Source organism: Hyunsoonleella jejuensis (assembly GCF_900111025.1).
Taxonomy (GTDB): Bacteria; Bacteroidota; Bacteroidia; order Flavobacteriales; family Flavobacteriaceae; genus Jejuia; species Jejuia jejuensis.
Genome location: NZ_FOFN01000001.1, coordinates 1,357,928 through 1,373,901 on the forward strand (window position 1 = coordinate 1,357,928; position 15,974 = coordinate 1,373,901).

Sequence of the window (15,974 nt, forward strand, 5' to 3'; positions counted from 1 at the left end):
CGGCCTTCAATTTACCTGTTTTTTTAATAGGGCTCTAATAAATTCTATAAAAATAAAACACTTCTAATTTAAATAAGTATATTTTTGTTTGATAAAGATTTGTAAATGAGCCAGACTACAAATACAATATTAATGGTGCGTCCTGTTAATTTCAGGATGAATGAGCAAACGGCTGTAAATAACTATTACCAAGAGCCAATTAATGGTGTTTTGCCAGAAACCATTAATACTAAAGCCCAGAAAGAGTTTGATATTTATGTTGAAAAGTTAAGGGGTATAGGTGTAAAGGTAATTGTTGTTGATGACAGAATAGAAACTGATACGCCTGATTCTATCTTTCCTAACAATTGGGTGTCTTTTCATCAAAACGGCAATGTAGGGCTATATCCAATGTTTGCTGAGAATAGGCGTTTAGAGCGTAGAGAGGATATTTTAGCAACCTTGGAAGATGAAGGCTTTATCATTAATAATATTCTAGATTATACAAGTGCAGAGGAAGAAGATGTTTTTTTAGAAGGAACTGGTAGTATTATTTTAGATCGTGTAAACCGAAAGGCCTACTGTGCCTTGTCACCAAGAGCAAACGAAGATTTATTTATTGAGTTTTGTGAGGATTTTGAGTATTTGCCTGTAATTTTTGTAGCTAATCAAACAGTGAATGGGGCACGTAAGCCTATTTATCATACTAATGTTATGATGTGTATTGCGGAAAACTTTGCAATAGTTTGCTTGAGTAGTATAGACGATAAGAAAGAACGTAAAAACGTAATAAAACAATTAAAGGAAGATGGAAAGGAAATTATTGATATTACTGAGGCTCAAGTAGAGCACTTCGCTGGAAATATGTTACAAGTTAGAGGTGCGAATAATCAGCGGTATTTAATAATGAGTCAAGCTGCTCACGATAGTTTAACCAAACGTCAAATTGAAAGGATAGAAAAACACTGTAAAATATTGTCAAGTAATTTAGAAACTATTGAAACGTGTGGAGGAGGCAGTGCAAGGTGTATGATGGCTGAGGTATTTTTACCTAAGCTCGACTTAACGTAATTTTTAACCTTCAGATTTGTTGTATAATCGTAATTACACAGAATTTAAAGCGATAAGGCACAAAAAAGCAAAACAAAACTTATTAATTGGCTGATATTTAGTCGCCGTTGGGTTTGGTTTTTGGCAATTGAACATAAAATGTGCTGCCAGTATTCACTGTGCTTTCAACCCATATTTTACCGCCATTAAGTTCAACTAATTCTTTGCAAATTGAAAGTCCAAGTCCGGTACCCTTTTCGTTATTAGTACCCATAGTAGTGTAAGTATTACTTTTAAACAGCTTTTCAAGATTATGCTTTGGAATACCAACGCCGGTATCAGCAACACTTATAATACAGCTACCATTACTAATATGATTAGACACCGTTATAGAATCACCTTTTCTAGAGAATTTTAATGCATTCGCTAGAAGGTTTTGAATCACAATTTCAATCATGCTTCTGTCTGCATAGGCAAAATCTCTAAGTGAATGGTCTATAAGTTCTATGCCCTTGTTTTCTATACGTTGTTCAATTAGTTTTATTTTCTCTTCAAATACTTCTTGGATATCAAATAAACTCGGACTGGGTTTAAGCGACTGCATTTGAGACTTAGACCAATTGAGAAGATTAAAAAGTAATAATGACGCATTATTTGCATTTTCGCTCAACTCTGGTATTAAATTATCAAACTCTTCTCTTGATAAAGAGCCATCTTTTAACAAGTCAATGAAGCCATTGATTGATGAAAGTGAATCCTTTAAATCGTGTGATACGATAGAGAACAGTTTGTCTTTTACATTGTTTACGTTTTCCAAATGCTTGGTTTGTTCAATAAACGCTTCGTTCTGTAACTGTGTTTTAAGGTTTTTTTCCTCAAGCTCTTGCACATATTTTAGGCTATTATTTCGTTTTAAATAGATTAAAACAAGAAATACACATACAATCGCTAAAATTCCTAAGAGGATGTAGAAGAATAATTTGAATTTTTTAAGTTTATCGTCGTTTCCTGAAGGAATAATGTTTTTTGATTCCGCTTGAGGTTTAGTTTCTGGAGCATCAAAATTTAAACTCAAGTCTTTTGGCGTAATATCAAGTGTTTTAGTTACGCTATTATTTTTATTAATGCTGTCTTTTAAACTGTAAAAGCGTCGTTGCCAAACAAAAGCCCTGTCAAACCTTCTCGTTGTAGAGTCTAGAGCCTTCATTAGGCCGTAATATTTCAAAAGCTCATCAGTATCCTTCAGTTTTTTAGCTAATATACCTGCTTCATATAATTGTTGCTCTGCAGTGCGAAGTCTTCCCTGGTTTAGGTTTAGTTTTCCCAAGTTGTTTAGCGTGGTTACTAAATTACTTTCGTTATTACTTCTTCTATTTATCGTTAAACCTTGAATTAAATATTTAGCGGCAGAATCGTAATCGTTAAAGGCTAAATACTCACCACCAAGTTTTGGTAAGACGTTGCTTTTTATAGAATCGGTTTTTCCTGTAACACCATTTAAAACTTTTTCAAAAAACTCAATAGCTTTTCTGTGTTCTTTAGATTTGGAATATAACTCCGCAAGTAATAAGCTAGATGCGCTAATACCTGTTGCATCATTCAATTGTTCTTGAATATCCAGCGCTTTTAAATTATATTCAATGGATTTATCAACGTTGTTGAGTTTGTAGTAGGTTTTTCCTAAACTAGCATAAGCTGAACGTAATTCTTGTCGTAAACCTCTGCGTTCTAATTCTCTAATGGCAGATAAGGAATATTGCAAGCCTTTATCAAAATTGCCTCTCTCCATTTCAATCAACCCAATGCTATTATTAACTTTTGCAATATTTAAGGTGTCCTTAAGGACATTAAATAAGGTTTTGGCTTTGGTATAGCCGTCCATAGCATTTATATAATCATTTTTTTCGGCATATATTAATGCTTTGTAGTAGGTAACTTTGGCTATACCTTTTTTGTAGTTGATGTCTGAAGATAGTTTGTCGCTCAACTTAATGTATTGAAGTGCACGCTCATAATCTTGAGCGTCGTATAGAAGTTTTATAATTTTTAGGGAGGTATCTACCTTAAGGGAGTCATTCGTTTCGAACCCTAACGCTATAGATAAGCTATCTAGCTCCTTGGTTTGAGAAAAACCAAAGAATACGGTAAAGAATATAATTAGAGTAATTATTCTCCTCATACAATGCTTAATTATAGCTTTTTAAAAAGCTATTATTTAAAGAAGCTTGGTTGAGGGAAATCAATTTGTCTTCTAAAATTCTATAAAAATTCAATTTGTGTCAATAATAGCTTCGGCTAACAAAAGTTGTAAAAAGGGTTATTATATTCTAATTTATAGGTTTTTCTACCAAAAAATTAGATAAAGAGCGAGCCGTTTTTTTTAAAAAAATCGACGAATAGATTAAGTGCAAAAAACATAGAAAAACGACACTTTTATCGATGAAATGCATAAGCCGCTTTTTTAGGTTTTAACAAATTAAAATTTCGTGTTTAACTAAAAATTAAGAATAATTTTATGAAGTACTTGTTTCATAATTAAATACTCTTAAACTTGGTTTAAAAATTCTATCTTTGGGCACTTATTAATAAAGAAAAATGGCACTTCAAGACCTTTTAGATAATCAAGTAAAGCAAGCAGTTTCAGAACTGTATCAAGTAACGTTAGAATCTGTTGAATTTCAAGCAACCAGAAAAGAGTTTGCAGGAGATATAACTATTGTCGTTTTTCCTATGCTACGGGTTATTAAGGGTAATCCAGTACAAATTGGTTCAGCTATTGGAGAGCATTTGGTTCAACATGTCAATGAGGTTAAAAATTATAATGTCGTAAAAGGCTTTTTAAATATAGAAATTAACGATTCGTACTACATAGAATTCTTTAATTCAATATGTAACAATGTTAATTATGGTTTTGTGCATAGTACTGAAAACGAAGATGCTATCATGGTAGAATACTCATCGCCAAATACTAATAAACCATTACATCTTGGTCATATTAGAAACAATTTGTTGGGATATAGCGTTGCCGAAATTTTAAAAGCATCAGGTAAAAAAGTTTATAAAACCCAAATAATTAACGATAGGGGTATACATATTTGCAAAAGTATGTTGGCATGGAAACGTTTTGGAAATGGAGAAACCCCAGAAAGCTCTGGGTTAAAAGGTGACAAACTCGCTGGGAACTATTATGTGAAGTTTGATAAAGAATATAAAAAACAAATACAAGATTTAGTTGCTGGCGGTAAAAGTGAAGCGGAAGCTAAGCAAGAAGCGCCTATTCTTCTTGAGGCACAAGAAATGTTACGCAAATGGGAAGCTGGAGATGAAGAAACAGTTACACTTTGGAATAAAATGAACGGATGGGTTTATGAAGGATTTGATGTTACCTATAAGAATTTAGGAGTAGATTTCGATGTGCTTTATTATGAAAGCGATACCTATTTATTAGGAAAAGATTTTGTAACGGAAGGCTTAAAGAGTGGCGTATTTTGCAAAGAAGAGGACGGCTCGGTTTGGTGTGATTTGACTAACGAGGGTCTTGATAAAAAAATAGTGCTGCGTGCTGATGGTACCGCAGTTTATATGACTCAAGATATTGGTACGGCCATTCAGCGTATTAAAGACTATCCAGATGTTGGTGGGATGGTTTATACCGTTGGAAATGAGCAAGATTACCATTTCCAGGTACTATTCCTAATTTTAAATAAACTTGGGTTTGATTGGGCTAAAAATCTCTATCATTTAAGTTATGGTATGGTAGATTTACCTAGTGGGAAAATGAAAAGTAGGGAAGGTACTGTAGTAGATGCAGATGATTTAATTGAAGATATGGCCAAAACTGCTGAAGAGATTTCAGAAGAATTAGGAAAGCTTGATGGTTATACTAAAGAAGAAAAGCAACAGCTATACAAAACAATTGGTTTAGGTGCATTAAAATATTATATATTAAAAGTAGATCCTAAAAAACGTATTTTATTTGATCCAAAAGAATCCATAGATTTTCAAGGAAATACAGGGCCTTTTATTCAATATACCTATGCTAGAATTCAGTCAATTTTAAGAAAATTTAATTCTGAAAAAAATACGAATGACACACCAAGTGTTGTTGATATATCCCTTCATGAAAAAGAAAAGGAATTAATCAAACAGCTTCAATTATTCCCGGAAGTCATTCAAAATGCTGCGCAACAACATAGTCCTGCATTAATAGCTAATTATACCTATGATTTGGTAAAAGAGTTTAATTCATTTTATCAAAATGTTTCCATTCTGGGAGCAGTCAATGAAAACGAAAAAGTGTTTCGTGTACAACTTTCAAAGGCGGTAGCTACTACAATCAAAAATGGTTTTGATGTCTTAGGGATTGATGTTCCAGAGCGCATGTAAGCTTTAATTCTCATCAAACCGTAAGCTAAATTTGTTTTTTTCTACCGCAGGAATCATGTTGATTATCTAGTATATTTTTTTAAGGTAAATTCTTATAATTTCAAAGGGATAATTCGTTTCATCTTAATTTATGTTTAATAAAACGATTAAAAAGTTAAACATAAATATTTTTTGTTTAACTTTACATCATAAAACATAAACAGCAAAAAAATGAAAGAAAGCTTATCCATCCAAAACCCCAAATCTGTTTCGTTATTTTTATTTATAATTTTCTTCTTCTCTGTAAGCGCATTCGCCAGTACCGACTGCGGTCTCATTGCAGGGTTTGAATTTTCTAACGGGAATGAATCTGTTACTTTAGAGGATCAACAGACATACGATATTAATAACTTGCCTGAGAATTTTTACGTCAATTTAAATGTTGATGGCTATTCACAAAGCGCACGATTTACTGTTGAGAATCTTGAAACTGGCAGTAGACATACTATTACTGAAAATCTTTTACCGTATACCTTTCCAGCGGGAAACGGTTCTTGGCATTTAGGATTAGGAACTTTCAAAATTACTGCAAAACTATATAAATTTGATTTAGGCTGGGGCTTTAAATGTGATTCTAAAAGTGTAACGTTTACAATTAATGAAGGTGGTCAACCCTGTACGGCAGATGCGGGCACACTGACTGCCGATGCGGGCACGGTAACCCTAACGGGCGACAGTGCAACCATCAGCGCAACGCCAGATGGCAACGTCGTGGTGCCAGAGGGCTACAGCAAGCTATTTGTACTGACCTCGGGCGACGATTTAGTGATCGAAGCGGTAGGCGCAGAGCCAAGTTTCCCGGTAACAGCAGCGGGCAAGTACACGATCCACACCTTGGTATATGACGGAAGGGAGGACAGCCCTAACTTTTTGAACCTTGGCGTAGTGACCTTGGGAGAGACCACGGGAGGCGCAGTATTAGGTTTGGTGATTGACAATGGCCTATGTGCCGCACTGGATGTAGCGGGCGCACCGGTAATGGTAGAGACCTGTACGGCAGATGCGGGCACACTGACTGCCGATGCGGGCACGGTAACCCTAACGGGCGACAGTGCAACCATCAGCGCAACGCCAGATGGCAACGTCGTGGTGCCAGAGGGCTACAGTAAGCTATTTGTACTGACCTCGGGCGACGATTTAGTGATCGAAGCGGTAGGCGCAGAGCCAAGTTTTCCGGTAACAGCAGCGGGCAAGTACACGATCCATACCTTGGTATATGACGGAAGGGAGGACAGCCCTAACTTTTTGAACCTTGGCGTAGTGACCTTGGGAGAGACCACGGGAGGCGCAGTATTAGGTTTGGTGATTGACAATGGCCTATGTGCCGCACTGGATGTAGCGGGCGCACCGGTAATGGTAGAAGTTGAAGAAGAAGTCTGTGAAGCTTCCTCTGGCAAAATGTACTCACCCAAACCTATACAATGCTTAAATGGTGGTGAAGCAACAATTTCTGCTCAATTTAATCAACAACCATACATTCCTGAAGGATATCAACAATTGTATGTATTAACCGAGGCATATTCTTTAACAATTCTACAAGTTTCAGAAACACCTGAATTTGAAGTAGATCATAGAGGCTTCTACCGTATTCATAGTTTGGTGTATAACCCAGGTACGCTAGACTTAAGTATTGTTCAGTTTGGTGTAACAACAGGTTTTGATGTATTAGGTTTAATTGAAGCAAATAACATCTGTGCATCATTAGATGTAAGAGGCGCTATTAGTCTAGTGATTGGTTCTAGATGGTTCTGCTATTTCTTTAATAAATACAGAGCTAGAAACGGTAACAATAATGGAAAAGGATTAAATGATGATGATTTAGCAGGATATATTAATGCCTTTGACAATTATGATGAATTCGAAGCATCTTTTGTAGAGCAAAATGATGAAGTACGATTCTATCCAAACCCAGTAGTTAATAATTTAAATGTTGAAATTAGATTATTTGAAAATGAAGACATGAATTATAACATTATGGATGTAAGAGGTAGAATGATTATGAGTGGTTCCGCGGAAGCATTAAAATTTGGAAAGTTTACTTTAAATACAAATCAATTTGCAAAAGGAATGTATATCGTGAATTTTGTATCAGAGTTTAGAACAATAACCAAAAAAATAATTATTGAGAAGTAATTATTTGAGATTATAATTAACTTAAAGCCGCAATTGTATTGCGGCTTTTTACTTTTAAAAAACAACCCGAAAACTAACGTTAGGTGTTAAGCCCAATGAAATATTCTCAATGGGTGTCACATTGTTGTTTTCATTTAAAATGTAATATCTGTTTAAGATGTTTTGTTTGTTTAAAACATTCCATAGTGAAGTACCTATAACGGCTCTTATACCTTCCGAAAGGTTAAAATTGTAAGTAGCTGAAACATCTGCGCGCATATAATCCTCTAAACGCGAAGCATTAGGACTGGCATAATTGATGCGCGTATCATTTTCGTTTTGTTCGAATGTGGGTAATGTAGTTGGTCTTCCAGAAAACCAGTTAAAACCGGCTGCAAGTTTAAAATCTCTATAGGTATAGGTGCCGGCAAAAGTTAGTGAATGACGAATATCAGCATTGTTAGGAAATGGCTGTCCGTTGTTTAGGGTTGGAAAGGTATAATTATTAATACTATAAGAATACCCTAGCCACGTGCTTACTACATCTTGAAACTGTTTGTTGATGAGTACATCAATGCCTTTAATTTCATAGCTACCAGTGGCATATGTGAACTGATATTGGTTTTGAAACCCTTGACTTCTGGTAGTAATGCCATCTACTTTTTTGATAAATGCTTCAGCACTAATCAAAATTTTGTTTTTATTAAAGTGAATACCAGCCGAGGCTTGTTTGCTTTTTACTATCGGAACAGGAAACAGTGATTTTTCATTTACTATCTCTGTTTCGGTTCTTTCAGTGGCTAAAACCCAGCGACGTTTTTCTATACCCAAAAAGTCATTTTGTAAATCAATGATTTGAGAAGCAGTCTGACTTTTAAATTCTCCTAAAAGTTCAAAACGAAACACATTTAAAAAACGCTGACTAAAATTAAGTCGTGGCTCAATCAAAATATCATCAGATATATCTATATGATTGATACGAGCACCAATATTCAATCTGGTTTTGGCATTAGTTGATAAAAAAGCACTTTCAGCATAAACAGAATGACTTCTTACGACATCACGAACAAAACTTCTGAAATTAGGATTATTTACGTCTTCTAAATTACTAATGCCAATTTCAGAAAACTGATAGCCTAAATTGAATTTGAAATTATGATTTGGTTTATAATCAACATCTAATCTTGCAGAGCCATCAAAAACTTCGTTTTCTTGTATCAGGCGTTGATTGTTTACAATATCAAAGTTAGTAGCATCCAAATCATAATTGGTAACATAAAATTGAGCTCTCGTTGAAAATATGTTACTCCAATCTCTAATGTATGTTAAGCCGTAAGCAAAATTTTGTTGTGAAAGACTACTATTTAGCGCTTCGCTTCTGTTATTTATGGTAGATTGTTCTTCATAGTTTAAGCTATTATTGATATTCATAAAATGAAGACGGACTTTATCTTTTTTAGAGATATCGTATAAAAATTTTGCTGTAATATCATAAAATGAAAACTTTTCATTTTGAGAAATAATGTCGTTACTTTTAGCATTATTTGATAAATCAGAATCCTGAAACACACGTTTAAAATATTGGTTGTAAGTAGGTGTTACTATTAAATCAGTAATGGAGCGTCTAGTGGATAATTGCAATTCTGTATTATGTGTTAATGGAAGTTTGGCATAGGCATGTGCATTGATTAGATTGAAGCCTGCACCCGCATTAAACTTGCCATCAACATCATTGGATAATTGCATGTCTATCACACTAGAAACACCATCGCCAAATCTTGCTCGAGTACCGTTTTTAGAAACATTCACTTTTTTTGTAGTATAAGGATTAAAAGCAGAAATCAATCCGAAGAAATGTCCAGATTGATACATTTTGATACCATCCCAAAGTATTAGATTTTGGTCGTGTGTACCACCTCTAATATTCAAATTTGATACAGATTCTTCAACACTAAAAACACCAGGTAAGGCTTGAATGGTTTGTAATACATCTGGTTCAATCAACCCAGGTAAAATACCAAATTGCTCAGGTTTCACAGTAAGAGAACCATCGTTTAGTTTTGTAATACCTGAGGTTAAATAATTTTTGACGACTACTTCTTCCAGTTGCTCCCGAATAATGGTTTTGTCAGTTTCTTCCCGTTTTACAATAGTGATGAATCTACTGTTAAGAATGCTGAACTTTAAGTTGGTTGACAATTCTAATTCATAAATAGCATCGGTAAGTTCTAAATCTTCAGAAGGTAATGGGGCTTCAATATTTGCGATAGTTTCATCGATATAAGAAAAACTAACATCGTACCTTTCAGAAAGTATTTTTAAAATAGCAATAAGCGGTTGTGTTTCTTGATTGGCTTGCGAGAAACCTTTTAAACCATTCAAAAAAAATAAGATACTTAAAAGAAAAAGGCCTCCTTTTTTATTCACGTTTTAAAATAATCGTGTTGTTTTGTTTGCTGTAGGTTACTTGTAAAGGTAGTGCAATAGATTTTAGTGCAACATTAAGATTATCGTGTGTAAAAGACCCTGTAAATAATTGCGTTGCATCAATATTCATTAGTGTAACCTTAACCTCATACTGTCTTTCAAACTCAGCAACAACTTGTTTAAACGGAATACTTTTAAATTCACTTTCGTTATTTAACCACGAAGGCGTGGAGCGGAATTCTTTTTCTTTAGCAATAATTTTCCCATCGATAACCAAAAAGCTGTCTCCAGGTTTTAATTTTGTTTCTTTAGTGTTGTATGTTACCCCAACTAAACCTTCGTAGCAAATAACCTCAAAATAATTGTCCCGTTGTTTTACATTAAATTGAGTACCATAAACCGTAACGGTTCCTGATGTTGTGTTTACGTTGAATGAAGAGCCTTTGGCAACCTTAAAAAAGGCTTCACCTTGTAAGTTTACATCACGTTCTTTTTTCCAATCATTTTTATTATAAGCTAACAACGACTTTGCGTTGAGGGAAACGGTAGATGCATCTGGCAACTCTACAGTGGTTTTTTGAGCCAACTGTGTAGTAACAGTAGTGTCTAGCGTAGTGGTATAATAGTATACGCTAAAACAAATAGCTAAAACTGCAGCAACACGCATCAATGGTTTTAACCAGTTGTTTTTTGGTGCGCTTTTAACTTTAATAGAAGATAATACGTTTTCTAATTCGGCAGAAGTATCGTAATTATCTGCTTTAAAGTGTTGCAGATTGGTTTGTAACTTCACTAAATCTTTATAGTCTTCCAAGGCTTTAAAAGCTTCGAATTCCTGATCGTTTAGATCGTTATTTAACCATTTTAATATGAGTTCTTCTCTGTTCATCTTGTCGTTATTCAATTATATAACAGGTTACTTTTATTTTTTCCTACCCGCTATTTCCATTTTTATCAAAACTTTTGAATTTTTCTAATACATCCCATACTTGATGCTTACTGTATTCACCTAAATAAAAACAGAATAGTCCTTTTGGATTAATCACTATAAAATATCCATATCTCACTTCGTGCTTGTAAAATATTTTATTAAAAACTTTGTTTATGTCTGGTATCCAATTTACTATAGAATTATGAAAATATTTTAATTCGGTATTTTCAGGAGATGTTATCCAAAAATGACTAACGTCTTGATTTTTATGCAATTCTTTTATGTAGTCAGAATCAAAAATATTCCAAGTAGATTTTGACTTGTGCTTGGACTTTACAAAAGAAGAACTCAAGTAATTTATAACAATGTATTGTGTTGAATCAATTTTAGGTCTATCACTAATTTCGTTTAAATAGTTTTTAAAACTTTGCAATTGCTCTTTATTAAATTCACCATAATGTAATCTTTCTGCAAGTAAGTTATATTGAATAGAGTCATCTTCAAACTGAACATCAATGTTTTTAGAGTAGTCTTTATTATTTAAGAATGTCCTTCTATTTATTTCAGTACCATTTTCATCAAAAAACTTCTTCACTTTTTTCTGTGAGAAGCCCAATAACGTGACTAAAAGGGTAGCGTAAACTATATAGTTTTTCATCTTAATTTAACATTACAACTCCTTAATCTCTTTCCGTAAGTTCTCCAACGCTCCATAAATGCGTTTTTCAACAGCTTTGGTAGAAATATCTAATAACTCAGCTATTTCTTTAAAACGTTTCCCTTCCACACGGTTCATCATAAAAGCCACGCGTTGCGCTTCGGTTAAATTTGCCAGCGCACGTTGCAGCTTATCATTATATTCAGATTCCTGCATTAAAAACTCAGGGCTCTCATTGGTGCTAAATTTCGGGTTAGAGGTTTGTTGGTGTTTTAAAACTACCTTTTGGTGTGCTACTTCATTCAACATTAAATTGTTGGCAGTGGTAAATACAAAACTCTTTGCTTTATCAGGAGAAATCTTCGCGCAATTTTGCCACAGCTTTACAAAAGCTTCCTGTACTTTGTCTTTTGGGTTTAGTAATTCCCCAAACTTATAGTATAGAAAATCGTGTAAGTTCTTTGAATGTTTATTGAAAATAGATGAAAATATACGTTCTTCACAAATATTTTCATGTAATTGTTTCGCCATGAGTTTTGGTAGTTGGTGCCTCTAAAATAAAGGTTTTTTGCAATTTTGGTTTTGGAATTTGGAATTTATTTTTTGAAATTTTTTAAAAAGAGGGTAGGTGTTTTTAAAGTTTACCTGTTTTATAATAAAAACGGATTGTTTAACCCAAAAACATATACCATGAAAACTAAGTTTAAATTTATAGTACTACTTCCTTTTTTTGCCCTTTTAATGCTCACCTCGTGTCAGGATGAGATTGTTGACATTACTCCTCCTGACGAGGCTGAAGCTCTTACCGAAAGTTCTGAGCTTACCAGCTTTATTAGTGCCACTTCTAAAAACGACGGTTCTAAAGACAACATTATTGACGGTACAAGTTGTATCTCCATTAAGCTACCAGTTGTTGTAAAAGTTCGCGGACTTGAAATTAGAATTGATTCTGAAGCAGACTACATCAAAATTAAAAGATTATATGAAGAGTTTGAAGACGATATCGATCGTTTAGATATCATATTCCCTATTACGATTGTTACTTCAGAGCACGAAGAAATTACCATAGAAAGCGCTGAACAATTATCAGAATTTATTGCTGATTGTAAAGACGATGATGAAGAAGATGAAAAAGAAATAAGATGTGTTGATTTTCAATTCCCAATTGCATTTTCAGTATTCGATAGAGATTTTCAAATGATTGAAGTTGTTAATATTGAAAACGATAGACAATTATACCGTTTTATGAAACGTGTTAAAAACTCTGAAGTTTTTGCAAGTTTAAACTTCCCGGTAAATATGGTTTTAAAAGATGGTACTGTATTAACAGCTGAAAACAACGAGCAACTAAAACGTATTATTGATACTGCTAAAGATAGCTGTGAAGAAGACGACGATTTTTCGAAAGAGCGCTTAGAAAAATATTTAAAAAGATGCCCTTGGATTGTTTACGAGTTTAAAAGGGATAACCAAGACAATGAAGCGTTTACGCAGTATGCCATTAATTTTAAAGATGACGGTGTGGTAATTATGCGCTCAAGAAATGGAGACGTATTAACAGGAACTTGGGGATTAAGACGCACAAGACGTGGTGTGCTTTTAAAAATGGAGTTTGAGAATTTAGCCGATTTTAATTTAGAATGGTTGTTATACGATTTTGAAGACGGAAAGATTAAAATCTATGAAGAAGGCGGTAACAGAATTATATTGAAAAGAAACTGTGATGTAGTTATAGATATTACTAAAGAGCGTGTTGAGAATTTCTTAAAAGAGTGTTTGTGGAGAATCACCGAACTGGAAGTGGATGATACCAACAGAGAAGATGAATACATTGGTACACCATTAAAATTCTTTGATAATAACGTTGTTAAAATTAGAGTTAATGGAGAATTGGTTCAAGGTACTTACGAAGTATTGGTTAGAAACGCTGGCATTGGTTTAGAAATTAACCTTGAAGGTAGACCAAATTTAAAACTACAATGGATTATCAAGTTCTTAAGTAAAGATGAAATTGAGCTGACGAACGGCGACAATGAAATGGAACTAGAAAGAGATTGTCCAGACAATGATGAAGATGTAAATTACATTACTGAAGTATTGGTAAATGGCGTATGGGAAGTAGCATCTTACATGGTTCTTGATGCAGATTTAACGCCAAATTACGACGGTTACGTTATCGGATTTAACGAAAACGGTAAGTTATTTGCAGAAGGACAAGGTAACAATTATATAGGCTCTTGGAGGGGGTACAGATACGAAGGCTTAAACCTTGCTTTAAACTTTAGAACAGATGATGCGCCATTCTTTGAACTAAGACACCGTTGGAAAATAAAGGAAATCGCACCAAAGCGAATTGAGCTAAAAGATTATAATTCTAATGGTGAAATAGAACGCATATTAGTTCTAGAAAACATACAATAATATTGCTTTTGGTTGATAAAGGAACATCTTACGTATTCGGTTTGTAGGTTGGTTAACTAAGATAAGATTCCTTTATAAGATAGGCTGCTAAATTTAATTTAGCAGCCTTTTTTTAGTGAAACCCAAACTTGAGAAGTTTTGTAAAAACGCACTCAAGTTTGTTAGTTGAACTAATCCCGCTTCTCAGCGGGATCTCTTTTTTTGATTTTAACTTGGACGTTCCCCACAACACTTCGACAGGCTCAGTACAGGTGGGTTGGGCTTTTAGTTTATCCTGAGCGCAGTTGAAGGGCTATATCTTTTTTTAGTGTCATTGCGAGGAGCCAGCGACGTGGCAATCTTAATAAACTAAGTTCATAATAAACATTTTGGGTCTATGTTCTAAAAAAAGGATGCCGTTACTATCCCTAACGCGCTTGTTTGCTAACTACTGTTTTAGGTTGAAAAGATGTTGTGTTTTTGGGAGGGTTCGTTTAACGGTTTGCATATGGCTTGTGGCGGTTTCAAAGCACTTTTCTGTCCGCTGAAACCAAAGTTGGTAACGGAGCGAAAACCATGATGGTAACCGGTCACCCGCCATAAGCTATATGCTTTGTTACCTGCTGTTATTTTTTATTTTCAAATATTTTGTCGGCACATTATCAGTCAACCAAACTCCATTTTCTGAGATATAAAATTCAAAATTGTCATTGTACATTTTCTCTGCTAAAATCTCAAACAAAAAGGGCTTTCCGTGACGCTGACCAACCTTGATTGCCGTTTCAGTATCGCTACTTAAGTGAACGTGCTGTCTATTTCGTTTTTCAAGTCCTTTCTCCTGAATCGAGTCAACTGATTTTTCGCTTGTTCCGTGATAAAGGATTTCAGGTGGTTTTTGATTTTTATAACCTAATTCGATTTCTACAGAATGTCCTTGACTGGCTCTTATCTTGTTTAATTTGTCATTAAAAGCAAATCGTTTTTTTGAATTAGTTGCAACTATATGATTTAATGTTTCTCTGTCAAATTGAATTCCGTATTTGTTTGATTTCTCAATCAATTCTTTAATGTCAGTCCAACCATTTTGGTCGAGCTGAATACCAATGGTTTCAGGTTTGTGTCTTAGAACCAGACTTAAAAACTTGCTTATGTGAGTTTGTTGTTTTTCGCTAATCATTTTTAATTAAGTCGCAGTTAATCCAATCCACAAATAGCAAATTGAATTCCTTGTTGATTTTTAAAATTTCGCTTGTCGTCTTGTCGTTCCATTGTGAAATACACAGTTCAATTACTTTTCCGTCATTAAAAGTTCCGAAATACGTTGTATTCTCTGTCTTTAGTCCAAATCCGTTTGAAAGGATTTCTCCGTTTATTATAACTTGTCCAATTGAATTTGAATTCAAGGAATTTTGTAATTCATTAAAATCGATTGATAAGTTAGCCAACCCAATCGTTTTTCTTGTGTGGCAATTTTTGAACAACGTGTATTCTTCACTCTTTTTAGAGTGATTTGTCCAAATTTCTTTAATTGCCTTAAATTCTTCTTCTATTTTGGGAAGTGCGGTGGTAGTTAAAAATTCCTTTTGCCTGTAATCATCTTCATGAACGTTAATATCAAAGTCAGTTTCCTTTGTTTTTGGTTCGGTCTGTGGAAATTCATTGGATATGGTCGGTGTGGTGAACCAAATATCGTTCGGGTTCATTTTTTCCACTTTTCTCATTTTTAATGTTAAGCTCTTTGATTGAAGGAAATCTTTAGAGTGTGCAGGAATTGCTTCTTCAATCGACCAATCTTCGTCATTTAAATGCATTGTCGTTTGAATTTCAAAAGTCTCAGGAAGTTGCTCAGGTGGCATTTCTGAAATTCCAATAACGTTTCCATTTGAAGAATCAATGAATTGAACTTTTATCTTGTTGCTTTTCCCAAATATTTTGTCAAATAATCCCATTTCGTTTTCGGGTCGTTTTTAATAGCAGGTAATGGATTGACGG

The 15,974-nt window shown here is 34.2% G+C and carries 11 protein-coding genes; 4 read left to right on the forward strand and 7 right to left on the reverse strand.

Going from position 1 to position 15,974, the window contains the following annotated elements:
- The first annotated feature begins 105 nt into the window (after positions 1 to 105).
- Positions 106 to 1,050, forward strand: coding sequence for a citrulline utilization hydrolase CtlX (gene ctlX, locus BMY39_RS05860; protein ID WP_092576995.1), 945 nt, complete (start codon positions 106 to 108; stop codon positions 1,048 to 1,050).
- 97 nt (positions 1,051 to 1,147) lie between these two features.
- Here the strand turns inward: ctlX and BMY39_RS05865 are convergent, their stop codons facing one another.
- The gene (locus BMY39_RS05865; RefSeq protein ID WP_092576998.1) at positions 1,148 to 3,208 is read right to left on the reverse strand and encodes a tetratricopeptide repeat-containing sensor histidine kinase; all 2,061 of its coding nucleotides are present in this window, start codon (positions 3,206 to 3,208) and stop codon (positions 1,148 to 1,150) included.
- Between the two features lie 416 nt (positions 3,209 to 3,624).
- Between BMY39_RS05865 and argS the strand changes: the two genes are divergently transcribed.
- Positions 3,625 to 5,415, forward strand: coding sequence for an arginine--tRNA ligase (argS, locus tag BMY39_RS05870; protein WP_092577000.1), 1,791 nt, complete (start codon positions 3,625 to 3,627; stop codon positions 5,413 to 5,415).
- 210 nt (positions 5,416 to 5,625) lie between these two features.
- Entirely contained in the window at positions 5,626 to 7,587 is a 1,962-nt protein-coding gene (locus tag BMY39_RS05875) for a T9SS type A sorting domain-containing protein (protein WP_092577002.1), read from the forward strand.
- Between the two features lie 54 nt (positions 7,588 to 7,641).
- On the opposite strand, the gene BMY39_RS05880 is transcribed toward BMY39_RS05875, so the two are convergent.
- From BMY39_RS05880 to BMY39_RS05895, 4 genes are read right to left on the reverse strand one after another with little or no spacing between them, the layout of a single operon-like run.
- Positions 7,642 to 9,993 carry a TonB-dependent receptor plug domain-containing protein gene (locus tag BMY39_RS05880; RefSeq protein WP_245738181.1) on the reverse strand — a complete coding sequence of 784 codons (2,352 nt, stop codon included), beginning with the start codon at positions 9,991 to 9,993 and terminating at the stop codon, positions 7,642 to 7,644.
- Positions 9,986 to 10,882, reverse strand: coding sequence for a FecR family protein (locus tag BMY39_RS05885; protein ID WP_092577009.1), 897 nt, complete (start codon positions 10,880 to 10,882; stop codon positions 9,986 to 9,988). The genes BMY39_RS05880 and BMY39_RS05885 overlap by 8 nt, the downstream gene beginning before the upstream one ends.
- A 43-nt stretch (positions 10,883 to 10,925) precedes the next feature.
- The gene (locus BMY39_RS05890) at positions 10,926 to 11,582 is read right to left on the reverse strand and encodes a hypothetical protein (protein ID WP_092577013.1); all 657 of its coding nucleotides are present in this window, start codon (positions 11,580 to 11,582) and stop codon (positions 10,926 to 10,928) included.
- A gap of 12 nt (positions 11,583 to 11,594) precedes the next feature.
- The gene (locus BMY39_RS05895) at positions 11,595 to 12,113 is read right to left on the reverse strand and encodes an RNA polymerase sigma factor (protein WP_092577016.1); all 519 of its coding nucleotides are present in this window, start codon (positions 12,111 to 12,113) and stop codon (positions 11,595 to 11,597) included.
- Between the two features lie 159 nt (positions 12,114 to 12,272).
- Here BMY39_RS05895 and BMY39_RS05900 point away from each other — a divergent pair, with 159 nt between their 5' ends.
- Positions 12,273 to 14,003 carry a hypothetical protein gene (locus tag BMY39_RS05900; protein ID WP_143064744.1) on the forward strand — a complete coding sequence of 577 codons (1,731 nt, stop codon included), beginning with the start codon at positions 12,273 to 12,275 and terminating at the stop codon, positions 14,001 to 14,003.
- Between the two features lie 595 nt (positions 14,004 to 14,598).
- Here the strand turns inward: BMY39_RS05900 and BMY39_RS05905 are convergent.
- Positions 14,599 to 15,156 (reverse strand): RNA 2'-phosphotransferase, encoded by a 558-nt coding sequence (locus BMY39_RS05905; protein WP_092577751.1) that lies wholly within the window; start codon positions 15,154 to 15,156, stop codon positions 14,599 to 14,601.
- Entirely contained in the window at positions 15,152 to 15,931 is a 780-nt protein-coding gene (locus tag BMY39_RS05910; RefSeq protein ID WP_092577031.1) for a hypothetical protein, read from the reverse strand. The genes BMY39_RS05905 and BMY39_RS05910 overlap by 5 nt, the downstream gene beginning before the upstream one ends.
- Positions 15,932 to 15,974 lie beyond the last annotated feature (43 nt).

Excerpts from the sequence above, each read along its gene's own strand:
- BMY39_RS05875 (WP_092577002.1), top strand. The coding sequence starts at position 5,626 with ATGAAAGAAAGCTTATCCATCCAAAACCCCAAATCTGTTTCGTTATTT.
- argS (WP_092577000.1), top strand. The coding sequence starts at position 3,625 with ATGGCACTTCAAGACCTTTTAGATAATCAAGTAAAGCAAGCAGTTTCA.
- BMY39_RS05910 (WP_092577031.1), bottom strand. The coding sequence starts at position 15,931 with ATGGGATTATTTGACAAAATATTTGGGAAAAGCAACAAGATAAAAGTT.
- ctlX (WP_092576995.1), top strand. The coding sequence starts at position 106 with ATGAGCCAGACTACAAATACAATATTAATGGTGCGTCCTGTTAATTTC.
- BMY39_RS05865 (WP_092576998.1), bottom strand. The coding sequence starts at position 3,208 with ATGAGGAGAATAATTACTCTAATTATATTCTTTACCGTATTCTTTGGT.
- BMY39_RS05885 (WP_092577009.1), bottom strand. The coding sequence starts at position 10,882 with ATGAACAGAGAAGAACTCATATTAAAATGGTTAAATAACGATCTAAAC.
- BMY39_RS05895 (WP_092577016.1), bottom strand. The coding sequence starts at position 12,113 with ATGGCGAAACAATTACATGAAAATATTTGTGAAGAACGTATATTTTCA.
- BMY39_RS05900 (WP_143064744.1), top strand. The coding sequence starts at position 12,273 with ATGAAAACTAAGTTTAAATTTATAGTACTACTTCCTTTTTTTGCCCTT.
- BMY39_RS05890 (WP_092577013.1), bottom strand. The coding sequence starts at position 11,582 with ATGAAAAACTATATAGTTTACGCTACCCTTTTAGTCACGTTATTGGGC.